The sequence below is a fragment of the Citrobacter sp. Cpo126 genome, from assembly GCF_030332445.1.
In the GTDB taxonomy this organism is placed as follows: Bacteria; Pseudomonadota; Gammaproteobacteria; order Enterobacterales; family Enterobacteriaceae; genus Citrobacter; species Citrobacter portucalensis.
In genome coordinates this window covers 42,601-60,864 of sequence record NZ_JAOWHT010000041.1, presented here as the reverse complement: position 1 = coordinate 60,864, position 18,264 = coordinate 42,601, and the positions used below count along the sequence as shown (strand labels likewise).

Genomic DNA, 18,264 nt, shown 5'->3' with positions numbered 1-18,264 from the left:
AGTATGTGGGCTGACTCAGAGCAGAGCCAGCAAGAAAATCAACTCGCCAAGTTCAATGGCAGCGCCCAGCGTATCGCCGGTTTGCCCACCCAACGTGCGTTTTAATAACTGCCCAAGAATAAAAATCGCCACTATTGTGACAACCAGCGCTGCCACGCCGCGCATGCCGGGAAGTAGCACGGCGGCAAGGATCGCCGCTAATCCCAACGTAACGCAGGTTTGACGCCCGGTGACTTTGCCAATAAAAACGTTGCCCAGTCCTTCTTCGCGGGCATAGCGATGCCGATACATCAGCAACACCGCCGTTCCTCGCCCGGCGACACATGCCGCTGCCAGCGCGGCCAGCATCGGCGTGCCACGCAAAGCCAGTTCACTCACCACCAGTACCTTCGCCAGTAAAACGAAAATTAACGCCAGTCCACCGTGGGTGCCCAGACGACTGTCGCGCATGATTTCCAGCATCCGCTCGCGTCGGCGCGCCGAAAAAATGCCGTCACAGGTATCCGCCAGACCATCCAGATGAAATCCCCCGGTCAGCAATGCCAGTGTCAACACCGCAAAAAGGGCCGCCAACGGAATACCGCACCAGGGCTGGAGCGCCATAAAGACCAGCCCCGTCAGCCCTCCCAACACGACGCCAATCAGGGGAAACATTACAATACCGCGGGAATAGTGCTCGAAATCCAGTCCTTGCGACCAGCGAGCAGGAACGGGCAAGCGACTGATAAAAGAGAGCATTGCCCAGAACAACTTACTCATTTAATTTTGACTCCAATTCCTGATACCACCAGCCAGACCTCATCCGCTGCCGCCGCCAGTCGCTGGTTCACGCGTCCTGCAATATCACGAAAATGCCGCGCCAGACGATTCTCCGGCACAATCCCCATTCCCACTTCGTTAGTGACCAACACGATCTTTGCCGGGCAGCGCTGACAGGCTGCGATCAGCGAACGGATTTCACCTTCGATAGACTGCTCCATCGCCGCGTAATCCCAGCTGTCCGGATCGCTTTCACCGCCCAGCGCAAACAGCATGTTGGTCACCATCGTGGTGATGCATTCCAGCAGAATAGCTTCCTGAGGATCGTTCGCTGTCGTGATCAGTTCATCAAGATGTTGCCAACGTTCGGCTGTACGCCAGTGCGCAGGACGTCCATCGCGATGATGCTGAATTCGCGCAGCCATCTCCTCATCAAAAATCTGCGAAGTCGCAATATACAAAACGTTTGGGGAATCAGCGATCAGCGCTTCCGCATGCCGACTCTTACCGCTTCGCGCGCCGCCAGTAACCAGAATCATCATACTGGCTCCCGGTGTTGCTGCATGATGGTATAAATTTTTTCAATATCGATGTGTTGCCGCATCGCATCCGCCAGCAGATCAAACTGCTGCGATTTATATTGCGCGTAATGGAAGGTGGAATCCAGCGGAGCTAACCCTTTACGTTCTCGCAGGCCATTGACCAAGGCTCGGGTGAAATCATCGCTGTCGAAAAGACCGTGAAGATAAGTGCCGAACGCCAGACCATCCGGAGTGACCGCGCCGTCAGCAACGCTGCCGCCGTCTTTGTGCAACGTCATCACCGACCGGCATTCATCGGTTAATGCTGTTTCGCCCATATGAATTTCATAACCGCGAACGGATAACCCCGCCGTGCCGGCCAGCCAGTCAGGCAGCGATGAAGACATTTGTCCCTCAACCAGGGTCGTGGTTTTGTGCTGGGCAAAATGGGTGACTGTATTGAGTAAGCCCAGACCCGGCAGCGTACCGAGGCCCGACTCTACTTCATCAATGATGGTGTCGCCGAGCATTTGATAGCCGCCACAAATCCCAACCACCGGTACGTTATTACGATGTAATTGCACGACGCCATGCGCCATCCCGCTTTCACGCAGCCATACCAGATCGCCAAGGGTATTTTTGCTGCCCGGCAAAATCACCAGATCGGCTCCTACCAGCTCTTCAGGCTGACGAACATAGCGCACGCGCACATCCGGCTGCGCAGCAAGCGCATTGAAATCAGTAAAGTTAGAAATGTGCGGAATTTGAACAACGGCGATGTCGATGTCGCGTTTGTCAGTGCGCAAATACTTGCCCTTTTGCAGCGCAACGCCGTCTTCATCTTCCAGATCAACATCCAGCCATGGCATCACGCCCAGTACAGGAACGCCGGTCAGCGCTTCAATTTGCTCGATACCGGAGTGCAGCAGCGTCACATCACCGCGAAACTTGTTGATGATCACCCCTTTTACCCGTGCGCGTTCGTGATCGTGCAACAGCGCCAGCGTGCCGTAAATGGAGGCGAACACCCCGCCACGATCGATATCCGCCACCAAAACGACAGGGCACTGCGCCATCTCGGCCATACCCATATTGACGATATCGCGATCGCGCAGGTTAATCTCTGCCGGGCTCCCCGCTCCCTCCAGCACCAGCACATCGAACTCCTGCGCCAGGCTGTTATAAACTGACAGGATCTGTTCCCGCAGACGTGGCTTGTACTCGTGGTAACTCACCGCGTCCATATCGGTTGCCACTTTACCCATCAGCACTACCTGCGCTTTTCGATCGCTGGTCGGTTTAAGCAACACCGGGTTCATACGCACATCTGGCGTAATGCCTGCGGCTTCGGCCTGAAAAATTTGCGCGCGGCCCATTTCTTTTCCCTCTGGCGTAATGCCAGAGTTCAGCGCCATGTTCTGCGATTTGAACGGCGCGGTATGCAGTCCATCCTGATAAAAAATACGACACAGCCCGGCGACCAATACGCTTTTACCCACATCAGATGCCGTTCCCTGCAACATTATTGCCTGCGTCATGACGCCTCCTTCAGTGCGTTCTCTCGCATACAACTAAAAAATTCAGCCTCTGTTTTACACAGCGGGAAGCCCAACTCTGTATGCAGCTTCACCAGCCAGGGCTGAGTTAATCCCGCTTGTTCAATAAGATCCGTACGGGCGAAAACGTCGCCTGGCGTACCGTGCGTGAGCACTTCGCCCCGGCGTAAAACGTACACAGCATCGCTGACTTCATAGATAAGATCGATATCATGGCTGGAAATTACGACGTGGTTTCCTTGCGCAACGATGCGTTTGATTATCTCAATCATCTGCGTGCGGCCTGACGGGTCGAGGCCCGCAGTAGGTTCATCCAGCAGCAGATACTGCGCCTGCAACACCAACGCCCCGGCAATCGCTACGCGTTTTTTTTGCCCATGGCTTAAACACTGAATGGGCTGATGGCGAAAATGCTGGGCGTCGACCAGCGTAAGCGCATCTTCCACGCGGCGAGCGATTTCAGCTTCATCCACCCCAAGATTGCGCAGGCTAAAGGCGATATCGCTGTCGATATCGGTATAAAAGATTTGCTGATCGGGGTCCTGAAATACCGTTGCCACCTGTTGACGCAGCGCCAGCAGGCCGCGCTTGCTGTAATCCAGCGGTTTGCCCTGCCACATCACCGCGCCTTGCTGTGGGCGCAATAAGCCACTCAGGTTCATAAACAGCGTGGATTTCCCGCAGCCATTAGCGCCTACCAGTCCGGTGACGGCATGCGTCGAAAAATCCAGCGTTAGCCCTTTGAGGATCGGGTCATCCTGATAGCGAAACCAAAGCGCTGAGGTGGCAAGCATACTTTTCCTTACAGGTGAAAATCACCCTGATACAGTTTGATATCCAGTGTGGTGGTCATTTGCTGGTAGCGGATCAACACACGGGTAAACAGCAATCCCACCAGCATTGCCAGAGAGCGGTAGCCCAACGGCAAGCTACGATAACCAAAACGCAGCGTTTGTGCGCGATGAATAGCCAGCGCCTCGTCTAACAGGATAAAAATAAACCGCCAGGTCAGCAGGATCTGCTCAGTTAGCAGGCGAGGAACGTGCGCGCGTTTGAGTAAGATAATTAATTGCGGAAACGGCAGATTCAGTACCAGCCAGAAGGTTGCCGCCAACGCGGCAAGGCTGCGCCAGAAGGTTTCATTGGCGGTTACCAGACCTGGTGCGCTGATCCCCAACCAGAAACTTCCCACAGGTATGCTGGCCAACAGCGTCTGTGGATCGCGGCTGATGCTAAACAAAATGGTCACCACGCCAACCGTGAGAAAACCAAACGGCAATGCCATCCAACGGCACCAGCGCCAGAAGGAAATACGCAGCAGCCAGCAGCTCAGCGCGGCAATAAGTAAAAGCTCAATACCCTGCCCCAATGGGGGCAGAGTAAACGCCAGAATCATCATCACCAGCCAGAGCAGAAATTTCCGCACCGGCGAGACATGAACCCAACGGCTTTGATAGCTAAGCCTGTCAAGCCCGGTCATCACGGCGTTGCCTGCCCTTGGTGTAACCCAGGATATAGAAAATCACGGCTGCGCCAAGCGATCCCTGGAGCGTAAACAGCAGACTTTCAATTTCACCGCTTGCAGGTTCATACAACGGCTGGAACCAGGGCTCATAATGCGGGGCAATAGCCTGAATCTGGCTTTCCGCCTCACCATCTGAACCGCCGTACTCCCCACCGTGGTTGATAAAGAACGGCAGGATCACCAGCGCCACTACCATGCCCAATATAATCAGCGTCTTTTTCATCGTTAATGCCCTTGTGCGGTTATCAACTGGCGTTTGGTTAGCTGATCGTAAATCAGCACGGTAAGTAACCCTTCCGCAATCGCAATTGGGATCTGCGTCAGGCAGAAAATCCCCATGAACTTAATGATTGAGCCGGTAGCGCCAGCAGAGGGATCCGGGAACGCAACGCCCAACTGTACAGAAGTCACAAAATAGGTGACGAGATCCGCCAGCATTGCACACAGGAAGACGCAGACATCACGACGCAATCCGGCGCGGCAGGCCATTTTCCACACCATGTAACCCACTACCGGGCCAATTACCGCCATCGACATGCCGTTCGCGCCGAGCGTAGTCAAACCACCGTGTGCCAGCAGCAGAGCCTGGAACAGCAGGACAATCGCCCCAAGGATGGCTACCACGCCCGGTCCAAACAGGATAACCGCCAGGCCTACACCGGTAGGATGTGAGCAGCTTCCGGTAACGGAAGGAATTTTCAGCGCCGACAGCACAAAAATAAAAGCGCCACACAGGGCCAGCAAAACCTTCTGGTGGTTATCCTCCTGCACAATTTGACGCAGACGTACCAGCCCGTACCACAGGCAGGGTAAAAACAGCAGCCACCAGGCCAGCGCCCACATCGGCGGCAAGAAACCTTCCATAATGTGCATGGCGAACGCTTGTTCAGGAACAATCATCAGTAATAGCGCCGCAGCCAACCCGCTGAAAGACAGCTGTTTTAGCTGTTGTTCAAGCTTCATTGTGCATACTCCCACTGTTTATTGACCAGAATGGTCGAGAAATAAGGCAGCGGCTGATCGTCGCTCACCTCATCGAGATGACGCCAGCACTGTTCACCTGGCAGCGTGGCTTCAGACATCATTAATGCACAGTCCAACAAACCTTCTTGTCGTAGCAGCGCTTTGATACGTGCAAAACGACCGTACACTTTCATCAACACCAGACTGTCATGCTGTTTTAACGCTTGCTGGATTTCCGCTTCCGGCGCGGTACAGGAGACCACCGCCAGTGACTGTTGCTCCATAGCGAGCGGCGTTTTGGAACGCGCGGCAATCGCGGCGAAAGACGTGACGCCAGGAACGATTTCCAGCCAGTCAGGACAACCAATACGCTGAAGTAAAAAGACCCAGGTGCTGAACAGCATCGCATCGCCGAGAGTGATAAACCCCACCTGCTTACCGGCCTCGACTTCCTGAACCAGCGCGGCAGCAACTTCATCCCAGACGGCCTCTTTTTCAGCGCTATCGGCACTCATAGGAAAATGGCAGCAGCGGACTTCGGTCTGTTCACCGATATACTCACGTACAATCGACAATGCCAGACTGTCGCCGCCTTTACGCCCGGCAGGCGCATAGAGAATATCCAGCGCGCCCAGCGTGCGTGCGGCACGCACGGTAATCAAGTCGGAAGCACCTGGCCCGGTGCTCAGTGCATACAGTTTTCCGCTCATGCTGCTTCCTCCAGCGCCACATTAAGCGCCTGCTGTAAATGTGCCACGAACATGGCGCGAACCGCCGGGTTCTCACCCAGACCACTAAGCCACGGCGTAGCCGGTATCCCTGCTGCATTGAACAACGTTTTCCAGGAATCATCTTCGTCGGAGGCCATATCGTTGATGGCATGGTCACCAGCGACTAACATCAGCGGCATCAGATGCACCGCCGTCACCCCTTCCTGAGATAAACTTTCAATCAGCACATCCACTTCCGGATAGCTTTCCACCGCCCCAACCCGCGCCGGAAAGCGCTGCGCCGTCATCATGTGGTCGAGACAGGCATAGGCGGCAAAAGCATGGTGGCTGGCACCGTGTCCCATAAAGACCACTTTTTCACTTTCGCCAAGCGCCGGCATCTGCTGTTGCAGCGCCAGCATCAACTGTGCGTAATCTTCATGGCTGCTCAGCAGCGGTACACCCAGCGTCAGGCGTGAAAACAGCGGACGCATACTTTGCACTTCGCGGACAATTTTTTCGTATTCGTCACCATTAATAATGTGCAGCGACTGAATAGCCACATCCTGATACCCCTGCTCCGCCAGTTTTTGCAGCGCCTGCAGCGGCGTGTCGATTTCAATGCCGTCGCGCTGCTTGAGCTTGCGGATTATCATCCCGGAGGTAAACGCCCGGAACAGGTCGCGGTCAGGGCAGCTAGCTGCAAGATCGCGCTCACAGGCCACAATATTTTTCTCGCAGGTGTCGTGATAGCTGGTGCCAAAACTGACCACCAGAAGCGCCTTTTTCATCTCAAACTCCTTAAGCAGTGGCCAGCCAGCGCGTTAAACGCGCCCCAAAGGCGGCCTGACTTTCCAGTAACTCTTCTCCCGTCACCAACGGTGCCGGACGTGTAATCACGATGCAGGGGATTCCGGCATCCAGACAGGGTTGAACCTTTTCCTGATAACCACCTTCAGCGCCAGATGCTTTGGTGATCACCACATCAGCCTGGCACTGGCGATAAAACGCAGCGTTGAACTCGGCGCTAAACGGTCCGCACAGTGCGAAGATTTCACCGACGCCAAATCCCAGATCCGCGCATTGCTGAATGACCTCAGGAACAGGCAGAACGCGCGCCAGCAGCGTTTTTTCAGGCAACCCTTCGCGCCAGATAGCCAGATCTTTACTGCCGGTCGTCAGCAGCACACGATCGCCGAAGCGTCGCGCCAACTCACAGGCTTGCTGAATGCTTTGTACGGTATACAGGTGCGGGTGAGTTAAACCACTCAACTGCTCAGGGCGCTGGTAGCGGCTCAGCAGTACGCCCGCCGCTTCGCAGGCGCTCATGATGTTGCGGCTCACCACCTCGGCGTACGGATGCGAGGCATCGATCACCCAGCGCGTCCGATTTTCCTGTAGCCAGGCAATCATTTGTTCGCGCTCCAGACGCCCGCAGCGCACCTGGCCTTTGATGTCTCCCGCCAGTTGTTTCCCTGTTGGGGTTGCAACTGACAGGGTGTAGGCCACGTTTGCCGCATCCAGTTGCTGGCACAGCATGCGCGCATCGCTCGTACCGCCCATGACCAGCACATCACCGTAATTCACAGCACATAACCTCGTGGCGTGATCATCAGGCCGTCCTGAACATAGGTTGTTTTGTTACCCACGATCACAAGGCTGGTCATATCAACCGGTTCGAAATCCATTTCACCGAGCGTGGTTAACCATTTTTCCTGCTTTTTACGTCCGGCAGACTTCACAATACCCACCGGCGTTTGTGCGCTTTTGCTGGCGGAAAGCAGTTCAAATGCGCGCGCCAGATGACCTTCGCGACCCCGACTGCGCGGGTTGTAGAAACAGATAACAAAGTCTGCCTCACCGGCGGCAACGATGCGTTTTTCGATAACCGGCCATGGCGTTAACAGATCGCTTAAGCTGATGTGGCAGAAGTCGTGCATCAGCGGCGCACCCAGCAAAGAGGCCGCGGCAATACTAGCGGTCATGCCAGGTATTAGCCTGACCTCAACATCCAGCTTTTGCTTGCTGACCAGTTCAAGCACCAGCCCGGCCATACCGTAAATCCCCGCGTCACCGCTACTGATCAGCGCCACGTTGTGACCCGCCTGTGCCAGTTCGATCGCCGCCTGGCAGCGTTCAATCTCTTTGCACATTCCGGTTTTGATCACCTGCTTGTCACCCGTGAACGCTTTTACCAGATGGGTGTAGGTTTTATAGCCAACGATGATTTCCGCTGCCTGCAGTGCTTCAACGGCTTCCATGGTCATCATTGCCTGCGAGCCAGGGCCAATTCCAATTACGCTTAACATCAGTGTGAAACTCCCAAAGTGATAGTGACGCCCTGTTCTCGCAGGGTCTCGCCTAACAGTTTTCCGTGGCTCAACAGCCAGGCTGCAGGACCGGAAACGCTTCCTGTACCCACCGTTTTGCGAACAAACGATGAGGCTGGAAAACGGTGCTCATGCTCACGCAGCGCGTCAGCAGTAAAGGTTTCGAAAGGAACGCGGCAGCACGAAGCCAGTTGGATAAGTCCCTGTTCATCTTTTTTCAGCGTGATGCTGCCAATCGCTTTTAGCGCCAACGGATCGAGCTGTTGAGCTTCAAGTTGCCGGGCAAGCAGCGCAGCCAGCAGAGGGAACGGCGTATCACGGCGACAGCCAATTCCGGCCACAACCCGCTGTGGCACCAACTTCCAGTGCGGAACAGGCAGGTCAGGTAAATTGGTGCGTAAGGTGATGCACACCAACGCATCCAGTTCAGGGAGCTGGTTGAGATCGGTTACCGTGATAAATCCGCGCCGGTCGCAATGGCTGACATCCTGCGTCAGTTCGTCATCCCACCACAGACCAACCCGCTTATTGCTGACCAGCATCTGATTCACGATTTTCACCGCCGAACGGAAATCACTCATCCGGGCATTCAGTTGAAATGCCAGCGTATCCAGTGCCGCCATATCGTTCACATCCGTCGCGGTAGTGATAACCGGGTCAGCGCCCAACATGCCCGCCAGATAACGCGCCAATGCATTGGCACCGCCCGCGTGACCGGAGAGCAGGCTGATGACATGCTGGGCACGTTCATCAATGACCACCACCGCCGGATCGCAGAATTTGTCATTGACCAGCGGGGCCAGTACGCGCACCGCAATGCCGGTCGCACCGATAAAAATCAGCGCCGAGTAATTCGTAAACGCTTCGCGGGCGGTATTCGCAAAGCCGTTTTCAAAGGGAATAAACCCCTCCTCCAGCAGCTTTTCACTGGTAAAACAGGTAACCGGCAGCATGGCTGCCAGACGTTTCGCCAGCACAACGCCACCAGGAGTCAGGCAAAAAAGCGCAATTGACTCAGGCTTTACGGTATTCATGGCTAAAGTCCGCCGCATAGAGTTTGGAGTAGTGATACTCCGAGCCCAGGAAATTACCGACCAGAATAAGGGCCGTTTTACGGATGCCCGCATCGCGAACCTTGTCGCCAATATCCGCCAGGGTCCCGCGCACGGTCTGACTTTCCGGCCAGGTCGCTTTATAGATCACCGCCACGGGCGTGGTCGCCGGATAGCCGCCTTCAATAAGACGCTCGGCCACCCGATGAATACGCTGGACGGAAAGATAAATCGCCATTGATGTCTGGTGGCTGGCAAAAGACTCCAGCTGTTCACGCTCTGGTACCGGGGTGCGGCCTTCCAGGCGCGTAATGATCAGGCTCTGTGAAACTTCAGGTACGGTGTACTCCACGCCCAGCTCCGCCGCCGCGCCGAGGAACGCGCTGACGCCGGGGACCACCTGCCAGTCAATCCCGCGTTTGGTCAGCTCCTCACCCTGCTCGCGTACGGAACCGTACAACGAGACATCACCGGTTTGCAGGCGCACAACGGTCTTGCCCGCTTTCACTCCGGCCTCCATCAGATCAAGGATCTGCTCCAGATGCAGTTCGGCACTGTCGTGACATTCAGCACCGGCAGGGCAATACTCCAGCAATTCAGTGTTAATCAGCGATCCGGCGTAGATAACAACCTGCGCCTGCTGCAGCAACCGGTAACCTTTGAGGGTAATCAGCTCGCGATCGCCAGGACCTGCGCCAACAAACCACACGCTACGGGGATCAAAAATCTCAGACATGGTTTCCTTCCTTCTGACAGGCGATAACAAATACGGGGTTATTCGGTTTAAAATAGTGACCATTGCCAAGCGTGGTAAGCGAGGAAACCTGTAGCTGCAGGCAATCCACTCCCTGTACGCCAAGATGATCCAGATGTGCCAGCGCGGTGTTGAGGTTTTCCTGGAGGATAAACGTCATTACCAGACGCCCTGCGGGATGCAATTGGCGCATCGACCAGTCAATTAGTTCGGTCAGATGGCCTCCGCTGCCGCCCATAAAAATGGCATCGGCTTTTTCAGCGATGGTCATGGGAGCAACGCCGGGAAAAATATCGATATTTGCGCAGGCAAAATGCTGGCGGTTTTCATCCAGCAACCTGAGCGCCGCCGGGTTACGTTCGATGGCCGTTACACGTAATCCGGGATATTGCAACGCCGCCTCTATCGACACGCTGCCGGTTCCGGCACCAATATCAATCAGGTGACTGGCGCGGTGTAATTCAAGTTTTGAGAGGGCAAGTGCGCGTACCGCTTCTTTGGTCATCGGCACTTTCTCTCCACGCAGAAACAGCTCATCTTTCATCAAGGATCACCACTGCATTCATGTCATAGTCAGCGTTAACTTCACGCACAGGCAGGAAATGGATCTGTTCGTTTTCCATCGCCAGGTTTTCGCCAATCACCATCCAGCGATGCCCCTTGCCTCGGGCAATGAGCTGCTGCGCGATTTCTCGCGGGCCACACAGCGCATCAGTCACCATCGCCACCTTGTTATGTCGCGCCAACTCATCAAAACAGACGCTGCGGCCATGGCTACTGGTCAGCCACATATCGTTCATATCAATACCGGACTGCGCGCACAGGTACTGCACCGCACTAATGCCGGGAATAATCCGCACATTCTCAATACCAAAATGCGCCACCATGCGCGTCCCGATGCCGTAAAACAGGGGATCGCCAGACGCCAGTACCACAACGTGCTTCTCCTGGTGCGCGCTAATCCAGCTCAGGAGTTCCGGGATATTGGCGCCAAGAGCAAACTGTTCACCGGCAAAATCCGGGAATTGCTGCAAATGCCGCTTTCCACCGACCAGAACATCCGCCGTCGCGACCGCTTCTCGTGCCGCAGGCGTCATCAAATGCAAACCGGCGGGGCCCATCCCTACAACGGTTAACATTGCATCTCCTCAGCAATCTCTGCGACCGGACGATTACTTCCAAGAACCTGATTATCAAAAGAAAACATGATGGCATCGCAGGTCGGGGGATTTTTGGTAAAGCGCAGCGTTTGCAGAACACGCATACAAATGCGCTGAGCCAGATGGTCATAAATGTGCTGGAAACCGTACGCGTCGATATGTTCCATCGCCGCTTCGGTGGTATCGCACTCGCTGACCAACGTCAGCAGTTCCAGCGGTGCGCCAAGTAGCGCGAGGTGGGCCACCAGCGTTTCCATGCGGGCATCGGCAATATGGCTATGGGTATGGAAGATCCCCGCCGCGATTTTGACGAGCTTACCGGGGTGCCCCACCAGTACGATTTGCCGGAACCCCAGACGTACAGCTTCTTCAATCATGTAACCGACAAAGTTGCTCATGGTGACCACAACCTGGGTGTCGATACCCATCTGCTCGCGCACAAAACGCTCGCCGTGGTTTCCCGGCACCAGTACAACACGCTCCAGCCCTGCCGCCCGCTTAATTTCCAGCTCAAGCGACAGCGAACGCTTCCAGCTCTCTTCTGACATCGGCGTGACAATACCCGTGGTGCCGATAATCGAAATGCCGCCAAGAATGCCAAGGCGAGAGTTGTAGGTTTTTTGCGCCCGTTCTTCGCCTTCTGGCGCGAAGATTTCAATCTGCGCCCCACGATTTGGGCCAATCGCTTCGCGGACGGCTGATTCAATGGTCTGGCGAGGTGTACGGTTAATCGCCGAACTGCCCACCGGCAGGCCAATCCCCTTGCGGGTTACCGTACCGACCCCTTCACCGCCCTGTAAGGCAATCACGCCACTATCGTCTAACGTCACGCGAGCAAAAATCAGCATGCCGTGGGTGGCGTCCACATCATCTCCACCGTCTTTGCGGATGGCCGCTATTGCCTGCTGCCCTTCGATATGCGGTGACTCCACGTTCAGGCACAGCGTCACCCCGGAAGGCGTCACGATGGAAACCTGATGGATGAGGTGTTGGCGCAATACCATCAACGCGGCAACTTTTGCCGCCGCCGTGGCGCACGATCCCGTGGTATATCCTTTACGCAGCGCTTTACCGTTGTGCCACACCGGCGTATCGAAGGCCTCGCTCATCGCGCCCCCTGCATGTGATAAAGCATGGCGTTGACGATAGCGGCGGCGACATTGCTTCCCCCTTTGCGGCCTAACGCTGCAATGGCGGGCAAATTGCTTTGGGTCAGGGCATCTTTCGACTCTTCAGCACCAACGAACCCGACCGGTACACCCACCACACCGCTGACGGCAACATCATGCTCAAGCAGGCGGAACAGCGCAGTCGGCGCGTTGCCAAAGACAAACAGCTTTTCCCCCTCTTCCTTCACCGCAATGTCGACTGCCGCCATGGACCGGGTAATACCCTGCTCTTTTGCCGTACGCACAACCCGCGGGTCGCTGATGTAGCAGCGGCATTCACCGCCGAATTTTGCCAGCAGCGTTTTATTGATCCCGGAAAGCGCCATCGTGGTATCGGTATAAATCACGCTCGAACGGCTAAGCGCCGCACAAAACTGCTCCAGCACATCACTGGAAAACCACAGAATGTCCAGCCAGTCGAAATCTGCCGTCGTGTGAATAACCCGCTTGATAATGGCTTCATGTAACGGACTGGCAAACTGATAGTCCGGACGGGTTTCACGGATGATCTCGCCAATAATGTCGAAACTTTTGGCTTCAATCGCCTGGGGTTGCTGGATGTATTGCATTATGTTGTCCTCAGGCTACACCGACCCACAGCCACCGCAGCGCAATAAACAGCGCCAGTGCCAGCGTCGATGCCACCCACATCAGTCGAATCGTATGGGAAATGTCGTCTACCGAAATGTCACGTTGAGCATCACCGATCCACGGTTTCTCAACGCGCTCGCCAAAGTAGTCATTAGGACCACCCAGCCGAATGCCTAATGCCCCGGCTACGGATGCCTCTGACCACGCACAGTTTGGGCTGCTGTGGTTGTAGCGATCGCGCCAGCCAATCTGTAAAGCTCGAGAGCCGTCTTTACGACATAAAAATGCCGCCACGCCCAGCAACAGCCAGCTCAGTCTTGCAGGAATAAAGTTCGCGACATCGTCCAGACGCGCGCTGACCATACCAATAGCGCGGTATTTTTCATGTTTGTAGCCCACCATGGAGTCAAGGGTGTTTACCGCTTTGTAGGCCATCGCCAGGGGCGCACCGCCGAGGAGGAGAAAGAACAACGGTGCGATAATACCGTCTACGGTGTTTTCAGCCACGGTTTCCACCACCGCGCGATTGATCTGCTGCGGTTGCAGCTGTGAGGTATCACGCCCCACAATCCACGATAGTTTTTCCCGACTCTGAGCAAGGTCACCGGCCCGTAGCGGACGTTCGACATCCTGCGCGGCCTTTGCCAGGCAGCGTCCGGCCAGCACGGTAAAGATCATCCATACCTCTACCACCCAACCCAACCAGGGATGAATAGATTCTGCCAGTGCCAGCACGCCCCAGGACACCGCCCAGGTCAGACCAACCACCACAATCCACATCACCGCGCCGCCGATGCGCAGCGCACGGTCGCTATGGCAATAACGCCGAATAACTCGCTGCACGGCAGAAATCAGATTACCAATCCAGCGCACCGGATGCGGCCAGTTCTGCGGATCGCCGATGATAAAATCAAGCAGCCAGGCAACACACCATGCAAGGATCGTCATAGCGCACTCCTCGCAGCTGCCAGCCAATGGTTAAGCATCTGCGGACGTTGAGCAAAATGAACGTGTAGATAGCTGGCGAAGGTGTTTCCGACCTGCCAGCCGCCGGACCAGGCTTGCAGCGTTTTACCATCGCGCACTTTGCGACAGTTCATCACCGCTGGCGTTTCAGGGGTAAAATCGGAATAGTGGAATTCATGCCCGCGCAGCACTTCGCCTTCTGCAGCTAACAATGTTTGCTGCGCGGCCTGCGCTTCGCAGTAGCCAAATCGGGTCAGACGTTTCCCCATTTTGCTGTGGCCGGGAATGATATCCGCCATCAGCCAGGTATCGCCGTTGCTGTCCTCAAGCGAACTGCCGAGATACATCAGCCCGCCGCACTCTGCATAAATCGCGACGCCACGTTGATGTGCCTCTCGCAGTTGATTCAGCATCGAGACATTGCGAGCCAGCGCCGCAGCGTGTAGCTCTGGATATCCGCCACCTAACCAGATCATCTGACAGTCCGGTAAACAGGTGTCGTGCAACGGGCTAAAACGGACAACTTTAAGCCCCGTACGTTCCAGCAGCGTAATGTTATCCGGGTAGTAGAAGTTGAAGGCTTCGTCATCGGCAATGGCAACCGTTAGCCCTGCTCCGGCGTCTGCGGCAGGAAGCGCGGGCCATTCGCCAGCAGGAAGATTGGTTGACTGGCTTAATGTCAGAAGTGCGTCGATATCAAGGGTTTGCTCCAGCGTCGCGGCAAAAGCCTGCCACGGTTGCTGATTGATAACCGACTCACGTGCGGTTACTAAACCCAGATGACGTTCGGGAAGGGCAACCCCATCCATACGGGGTACGTAGCCCAAGACGGGTACATCGCAGTAACGTTCGATTGCGACTTTCAGTAACTGGTAATGCGTTTCGCTGTTAACCCGATTAACAATAACCCCGGCGATGTTCAGGGTGGGATCAAAATGCTGAAAACCCATTACCGTTGCGGCGATTGAAGTGGAAACGGCTTTGCCATCAACCAGTAAGATGACCGGACAGCCTAACTGTTTAGCCATCGCGGCGGTGCTGCAGTAGTTTGGGTCGGTACCATAGCCGTCATACAGCCCCATAACACCTTCAATAACGGCGATATCCGCATGTTGCATCTGCTCGTTGAATAGAGCGTTCAGCGTGGGGACGGGAAGCATGAAGCTATCAAGATTGCGGGAAGCGGTACCGCATACCGCTGTATGCCAGCCGGTATCAAGGTAATCAGGACCCACTTTGCAAGGCTGGACGCGCAAACCGCGTTTTTTCAACAAGCTCAACAAGCCCAGCGTCACCGTGGTTTTACCACAGCCGCTTCCGGTACCTGCAAGAACAAATGCGTGAAAATTGGCCGCCATACCCTGATCCTGTTCAGGGTGGTAGGGGTGTAGAGATACCCAGTCTCTCGACTGTATGCATCTGAACCACCCACTTCCCACCGAAGTTGTTGGTAGTCACTGACAGGCAGGTCTTCTGGCTTAGCGTCATCCTCACCCGTCCTTCCCAATCTTGCGATCAGTGGTCCATACGGGGTCGTCAGCATCACAGCAGCGGGGGCTGCGGGGGATTCTCACCCCCTTCCCTACCACAAATGTGGCAAACCTGTCAGTTCAAGAGCCTGGTTAATTAAGCTCTCTGTTATGAGGTAAATTCACGACCTCATGACAATAATTCAATTTAATATCTTTCCGAGTTCATTCAGCCAATTTTCTGGCCTTAACCCACTTATTCACACGTTCACTTTTTGAATGAAAGTATCAGCTAAGAATAAAGAAAGTCATTCACACAGACACTGTATCTCATCACAAAAATAAAAACTGGTGCAGTTTATCCCTCTAATACCATTATTTTGTTGCGCTATGACAATTTATTGACTGCTGTTGTCACATTTCATTTTATAATGACTAACATAGCGCCCGATATCAAAAATCGGCAATAGCAAAATATTGCTATTTAAGCGGATTCACCGCGTGAAATGACATTTATTTGCTGACGAAATGCCTGCGGCGTAACCTGATAGGTCTGGCGGAAAACTTTGCAAAAATAACTTGTTTGCGAAAAGCCTAAATTACGCGCAATGCTGGCTATACTCCAGTCACTGTGACAAAGCAGCTCTTTGGCACTGGCCATTCTTTGCTGGTTTACCCATGCGTTAAAACCAATACCCTGATATTTTTTGAACAATTTGCTGAAATAGTACGGGCTAAGGAAAACATGAGAGGCAACATCCTCCAGACGCAGATCGTCTGATAAATGTGCATCAATATAGCGCAGGGCTTTTTTCATTTTACTGTCATGAGGGTTGGTACTACGGTTAGCGCGTACCGGCTCTGACTGCTGCGGGTTATCTTTGATAACAACAAAATTAAGTTGTTTCTTAAGGCAATTTTCGACGATGAGCTTGAGTAAATCCGCTGAAGCAATGACTCGAGAATAGTCCATTTCAGGTACATTACGGAACTCGTTGACCAGTTCGGGATCGGCTTGCCAGCGGTCATCGACGTTCAGAATATCAACGAGGCCTACATCGTTACTTAAGCGTACTTGTCCACAAAGCACGAACCCTACCAGGTGTCCCGCGATGACCAGCGGAATTGAGAAATCGGTAAGCCCGGCATGGCAGCGATAAATGCAGGGTTGATCGGATTTAGAGGCTTCCAACCCTCCACAGCGGTCGCTCATACGACAACGCGTACTATGCTGAGGATGCTGGCGCATCAACTGGCAAAAAGGAGTGAAATTAAAAAGCTCAGAAATTTCATCACCGTGAATATTGACAACCACAACAGCCAGACTGGTGGCCTGTGCAAAATCCTGTGCGATTTTATTAATGAGTTCTGAGTTCAGGGCACTCGCAGAAATCATGATAAAACCTCTCAGTTAATTTATTGTTATAAATAAAACATATTATTCACACATTCATTTTCATCTCGCGATCCAGCGCTCTGATGAAAGTCAGCATTGAACATAACAAAAGTCTCCCATTGTTGGGAGACTTTTTAAGCCGTTCAGGAAACCGGATCACGAAAACAGTTTTTACCTTTCAATAATAAACATCTTTCGTGAAGCTAGCTCTCGTTTTCCTCCAACTTACACGAATTACACGGTAAATTTTTGCCAATAAAATAACGATAAATTGCTGCGCCCGCACAGGCGCCGATGATGGGTGCCACAATCGGCACGATGAAATAAGGGATATCACGCCCACCTGTCATCGCAACATCACCCCACCCAGCCATCCAGGCAAACAATTTAGGACCAAAATCACGTGCCGGGTTCATCGCAAAACCGGTAAGTGGACCGGTTGATGCGCCGATAACAGCAACCAGAATACCAATCAGCAGTGGTGCTAACGGGCCTTTGGGAACACCGTTACCGTCATCCGTTAGCGCCATAATCATCCCCATCAGAATGGAGGTAATCACCACTTCGACCAGTGCGGCCTGCCAGACACTCAGTGCGGCGGCAGGATACGTACTAAAAATGCTGGCAAGTTGCAGGCTTTCCAGACTACCGCGTACCATTTGATGGGCTGATTCATACTCAATAAATAAGCTGCCGTACAACAAATAGGCCAGCATAGCGCCACCAAAGGCCCCCGCGATCTGAGCGACAGAATAAGGTAGTACCTTACGACCCGGAAAACAGGCAAACAACCAAAGTGCGATGGTAATAGCGGGATTGAGATGGGCCCCAGAAATCCCGGCTGTCAGGTAAACTGCAAGCGAGATCCCCAAACCCCATATGATGCAGATCTCCCACAATCCCAAACTGGCACCCGCGACCTTCAGGGCGCTCAGGCACCCAATACCAAAAAACAAAAATAGTCCGGTACCCAAAAACTCAGCAATACATTGCGCTCTTAGTGAATCGTTCATTGTGACACCTTCTAAGCAGAGTTCGTGTCTTTACCAGCGGACTCCTTGCTGGCAGGAAGATTACTTCAAGGCTTACTATAAAAATCTGTATCGGCAAATTGTTGGCAATCTGCAAGCGACATGCCCTTAAAAATCGTGTTGTGATAGCAAATTCTTGCTATCACCTTTATTAAAGCAGGCGGTAAAACGAGGATTTACCCTATTAAAAGTACATTTTCAAAATAATAAAATATTGCGAACAGCAGAATTCCATTTTCAAACGATCATCACAATTTCATTTTTCTCGCATAGCAAATGATATTTAAACTGTCACTCGAAAAAGTGTAAATA

21 protein-coding genes and 1 riboswitch are annotated in these 18,264 nt (G+C 53.8%); all 21 genes read right to left on the bottom strand.

Going from position 1 to position 18,264, the window contains the following annotated elements:
• Positions 1 to 15: 15 nt before the first annotated feature.
• Complete coding sequence (gene cobS / locus OGY17_RS19085) at positions 16 to 759, bottom strand: adenosylcobinamide-GDP ribazoletransferase (RefSeq protein WP_003834082.1); 744 nt, start codon at positions 757 to 759, stop codon at positions 16 to 18.
• On the bottom strand, positions 756 to 1,301 hold the full coding sequence (gene cobU / locus OGY17_RS19080; protein WP_258883582.1) for a bifunctional adenosylcobinamide kinase/adenosylcobinamide-phosphate guanylyltransferase: 546 nt from the start codon (positions 1,299 to 1,301) through the stop codon (positions 756 to 758). The genes cobS and cobU overlap by 4 nt, the downstream gene beginning before the upstream one ends.
• Positions 1,298 to 2,818 (bottom strand): cobyric acid synthase, encoded by a 1,521-nt coding sequence (locus OGY17_RS19075; RefSeq protein WP_137377231.1) that lies wholly within the window; start codon positions 2,816 to 2,818, stop codon positions 1,298 to 1,300. The genes cobU and OGY17_RS19075 overlap by 4 nt, the downstream gene beginning before the upstream one ends.
• The gene (locus OGY17_RS19070) at positions 2,815 to 3,630 is read right to left on the bottom strand and encodes an energy-coupling factor ABC transporter ATP-binding protein (RefSeq protein WP_003839037.1); all 816 of its coding nucleotides are present in this window, start codon (positions 3,628 to 3,630) and stop codon (positions 2,815 to 2,817) included. The genes OGY17_RS19075 and OGY17_RS19070 overlap by 4 nt, the downstream gene beginning before the upstream one ends.
• An 8-nt stretch (positions 3,631 to 3,638) precedes the next feature.
• Complete coding sequence (locus OGY17_RS19065; protein WP_286608080.1) at positions 3,639 to 4,316, bottom strand: energy-coupling factor ABC transporter transmembrane protein; 678 nt, start codon at positions 4,314 to 4,316, stop codon at positions 3,639 to 3,641.
• Positions 4,303 to 4,584: an energy-coupling factor ABC transporter substrate-binding protein gene (locus OGY17_RS19060; protein ID WP_003030289.1), complete on the bottom strand. Its 282-nt coding sequence runs from the start codon at positions 4,582 to 4,584 to the stop codon at positions 4,303 to 4,305. Before OGY17_RS19060 ends, OGY17_RS19065 begins: the two co-directional genes overlap by 14 nt.
• Before the next feature lie 2 nt (positions 4,585 to 4,586).
• Positions 4,587 to 5,324, bottom strand: coding sequence for a cobalt ECF transporter S component CbiM (cbiM, locus tag OGY17_RS19055; protein ID WP_003834098.1), 738 nt, complete (start codon positions 5,322 to 5,324; stop codon positions 4,587 to 4,589).
• Positions 5,321 to 6,034, bottom strand: coding sequence for a cobalt-factor II C(20)-methyltransferase (locus OGY17_RS19050; RefSeq protein ID WP_008785134.1), 714 nt, complete (start codon positions 6,032 to 6,034; stop codon positions 5,321 to 5,323). The genes cbiM and OGY17_RS19050 overlap by 4 nt, the downstream gene beginning before the upstream one ends.
• Positions 6,031 to 6,825, bottom strand: a complete 795-nt coding sequence (cbiK, locus tag OGY17_RS19045; protein WP_008785135.1) for a sirohydrochlorin cobaltochelatase — start codon at positions 6,823 to 6,825, stop codon at positions 6,031 to 6,033. Before cbiK ends, OGY17_RS19050 begins: the two co-directional genes overlap by 4 nt.
• A gap of 10 nt (positions 6,826 to 6,835) precedes the next feature.
• Positions 6,836 to 7,621: a cobalt-precorrin-6A reductase gene (locus OGY17_RS19040; protein ID WP_008785136.1), complete on the bottom strand. Its 786-nt coding sequence runs from the start codon at positions 7,619 to 7,621 to the stop codon at positions 6,836 to 6,838.
• Positions 7,618 to 8,343, bottom strand: a complete 726-nt coding sequence (locus tag OGY17_RS19035) for a precorrin-3B C(17)-methyltransferase (protein ID WP_003030278.1) — start codon at positions 8,341 to 8,343, stop codon at positions 7,618 to 7,620. The genes OGY17_RS19040 and OGY17_RS19035 overlap by 4 nt, the downstream gene beginning before the upstream one ends.
• Positions 8,343 to 9,398 carry a cobalt-precorrin 5A hydrolase gene (gene cbiG, locus OGY17_RS19030; protein ID WP_003834107.1) on the bottom strand — a complete coding sequence of 352 codons (1,056 nt, stop codon included), beginning with the start codon at positions 9,396 to 9,398 and terminating at the stop codon, positions 8,343 to 8,345. The genes OGY17_RS19035 and cbiG overlap by 1 nt, the downstream gene beginning before the upstream one ends.
• Positions 9,379 to 10,152: a cobalt-precorrin-4 methyltransferase gene (locus tag OGY17_RS19025; protein ID WP_003030275.1), complete on the bottom strand. Its 774-nt coding sequence runs from the start codon at positions 10,150 to 10,152 to the stop codon at positions 9,379 to 9,381. The genes cbiG and OGY17_RS19025 overlap by 20 nt, the downstream gene beginning before the upstream one ends.
• Positions 10,145 to 10,714 carry a decarboxylating cobalt-precorrin-6B (C(15))-methyltransferase gene (locus OGY17_RS19020; protein ID WP_008785138.1) on the bottom strand — a complete coding sequence of 190 codons (570 nt, stop codon included), beginning with the start codon at positions 10,712 to 10,714 and terminating at the stop codon, positions 10,145 to 10,147. The genes OGY17_RS19025 and OGY17_RS19020 overlap by 8 nt, the downstream gene beginning before the upstream one ends.
• Positions 10,704 to 11,309, bottom strand: coding sequence for a cobalt-precorrin-7 (C(5))-methyltransferase (locus OGY17_RS19015; RefSeq protein WP_003834111.1), 606 nt, complete (start codon positions 11,307 to 11,309; stop codon positions 10,704 to 10,706). The genes OGY17_RS19020 and OGY17_RS19015 overlap by 11 nt, the downstream gene beginning before the upstream one ends.
• Positions 11,303 to 12,439 carry a cobalt-precorrin-5B (C(1))-methyltransferase CbiD gene (gene cbiD / locus OGY17_RS19010; RefSeq protein ID WP_003030269.1) on the bottom strand — a complete coding sequence of 379 codons (1,137 nt, stop codon included), beginning with the start codon at positions 12,437 to 12,439 and terminating at the stop codon, positions 11,303 to 11,305. Before cbiD ends, OGY17_RS19015 begins: the two co-directional genes overlap by 7 nt.
• A complete protein-coding gene (locus OGY17_RS19005) occupies positions 12,436 to 13,068 on the bottom strand; it encodes a cobalt-precorrin-8 methylmutase (protein WP_008785140.1) in 633 nt (210 codons plus the stop codon). Before OGY17_RS19005 ends, cbiD begins: the two co-directional genes overlap by 4 nt.
• 10 nt (positions 13,069 to 13,078) lie before the next feature.
• Positions 13,079 to 14,038, bottom strand: a complete 960-nt coding sequence (gene cbiB / locus OGY17_RS19000; protein ID WP_048216004.1) for an adenosylcobinamide-phosphate synthase CbiB — start codon at positions 14,036 to 14,038, stop codon at positions 13,079 to 13,081.
• The gene (locus OGY17_RS18995) at positions 14,035 to 15,414 is read right to left on the bottom strand and encodes a cobyrinic acid a,c-diamide synthase CobB (protein ID WP_079935269.1); all 1,380 of its coding nucleotides are present in this window, start codon (positions 15,412 to 15,414) and stop codon (positions 14,035 to 14,037) included. Before OGY17_RS18995 ends, cbiB begins: the two co-directional genes overlap by 4 nt.
• Positions 15,415 to 15,502: 88 nt before the next feature.
• A riboswitch (cobalamin riboswitch) is annotated at positions 15,503 to 15,677 on the bottom strand.
• A 332-nt stretch (positions 15,678 to 16,009) separates the two neighbouring features.
• Positions 16,010 to 16,921 carry a transcriptional regulator PocR gene (gene pocR / locus OGY17_RS18990; protein WP_003834122.1) on the bottom strand — a complete coding sequence of 304 codons (912 nt, stop codon included), beginning with the start codon at positions 16,919 to 16,921 and terminating at the stop codon, positions 16,010 to 16,012.
• A 203-nt stretch (positions 16,922 to 17,124) separates the two neighbouring features.
• A complete protein-coding gene (gene pduF / locus OGY17_RS18985; protein WP_003030258.1) occupies positions 17,125 to 17,934 on the bottom strand; it encodes a propanediol diffusion facilitator PduF in 810 nt (269 codons plus the stop codon).
• Between the last annotated feature and the right edge of the window lie 330 nt (positions 17,935 to 18,264).

Bases quoted from the DNA above. Each gene is read 5' to 3' on its own strand.
- OGY17_RS18995 (WP_079935269.1), bottom strand. From the start codon at position 15,414: ATGGCGGCCAATTTTCACGCATTTGTTCTTGCAGGTACCGGAAGCGGC.
- OGY17_RS19035 (WP_003030278.1), bottom strand. From the start codon at position 8,343: ATGTTAAGCGTAATTGGAATTGGCCCTGGCTCGCAGGCAATGATGACC.
- cbiB (WP_048216004.1), bottom strand. From the start codon at position 14,038: ATGACGATCCTTGCATGGTGTGTTGCCTGGCTGCTTGATTTTATCATC.
- pduF (WP_003030258.1), bottom strand. From the start codon at position 17,934: ATGAACGATTCACTAAGAGCGCAATGTATTGCTGAGTTTTTGGGTACC.
- cobS (WP_003834082.1), bottom strand. From the start codon at position 759: ATGAGTAAGTTGTTCTGGGCAATGCTCTCTTTTATCAGTCGCTTGCCC.
- cbiD (WP_003030269.1), bottom strand. From the start codon at position 12,439: ATGAGCGAGGCCTTCGATACGCCGGTGTGGCACAACGGTAAAGCGCTG.
- cbiG (WP_003834107.1), bottom strand. From the start codon at position 9,398: ATGAATACCGTAAAGCCTGAGTCAATTGCGCTTTTTTGCCTGACTCCT.
- OGY17_RS19075 (WP_137377231.1), bottom strand. From the start codon at position 2,818: ATGACGCAGGCAATAATGTTGCAGGGAACGGCATCTGATGTGGGTAAA.
- OGY17_RS19065 (WP_286608080.1), bottom strand. From the start codon at position 4,316: ATGACCGGGCTTGACAGGCTTAGCTATCAAAGCCGTTGGGTTCATGTC.
- OGY17_RS19050 (WP_008785134.1), bottom strand. From the start codon at position 6,034: ATGAGCGGAAAACTGTATGCACTGAGCACCGGGCCAGGTGCTTCCGAC.
- OGY17_RS19060 (WP_003030289.1), bottom strand. From the start codon at position 4,584: ATGAAAAAGACGCTGATTATATTGGGCATGGTAGTGGCGCTGGTGATC.
- OGY17_RS19070 (WP_003839037.1), bottom strand. From the start codon at position 3,630: ATGCTTGCCACCTCAGCGCTTTGGTTTCGCTATCAGGATGACCCGATC.
- OGY17_RS19015 (WP_003834111.1), bottom strand. From the start codon at position 11,309: ATGTTAACCGTTGTAGGGATGGGCCCCGCCGGTTTGCATTTGATGACG.
- cbiK (WP_008785135.1), bottom strand. From the start codon at position 6,825: ATGAAAAAGGCGCTTCTGGTGGTCAGTTTTGGCACCAGCTATCACGAC.
- OGY17_RS19025 (WP_003030275.1), bottom strand. From the start codon at position 10,152: ATGTCTGAGATTTTTGATCCCCGTAGCGTGTGGTTTGTTGGCGCAGGT.
- cobU (WP_258883582.1), bottom strand. From the start codon at position 1,301: ATGATGATTCTGGTTACTGGCGGCGCGCGAAGCGGTAAGAGTCGGCAT.
- cbiM (WP_003834098.1), bottom strand. From the start codon at position 5,324: ATGAAGCTTGAACAACAGCTAAAACAGCTGTCTTTCAGCGGGTTGGCT.
- OGY17_RS19020 (WP_008785138.1), bottom strand. From the start codon at position 10,714: ATGAAAGATGAGCTGTTTCTGCGTGGAGAGAAAGTGCCGATGACCAAA.
- OGY17_RS19005 (WP_008785140.1), bottom strand. From the start codon at position 13,068: ATGCAATACATCCAGCAACCCCAGGCGATTGAAGCCAAAAGTTTCGAC.
- pocR (WP_003834122.1), bottom strand. From the start codon at position 16,921: ATGATTTCTGCGAGTGCCCTGAACTCAGAACTCATTAATAAAATCGCA.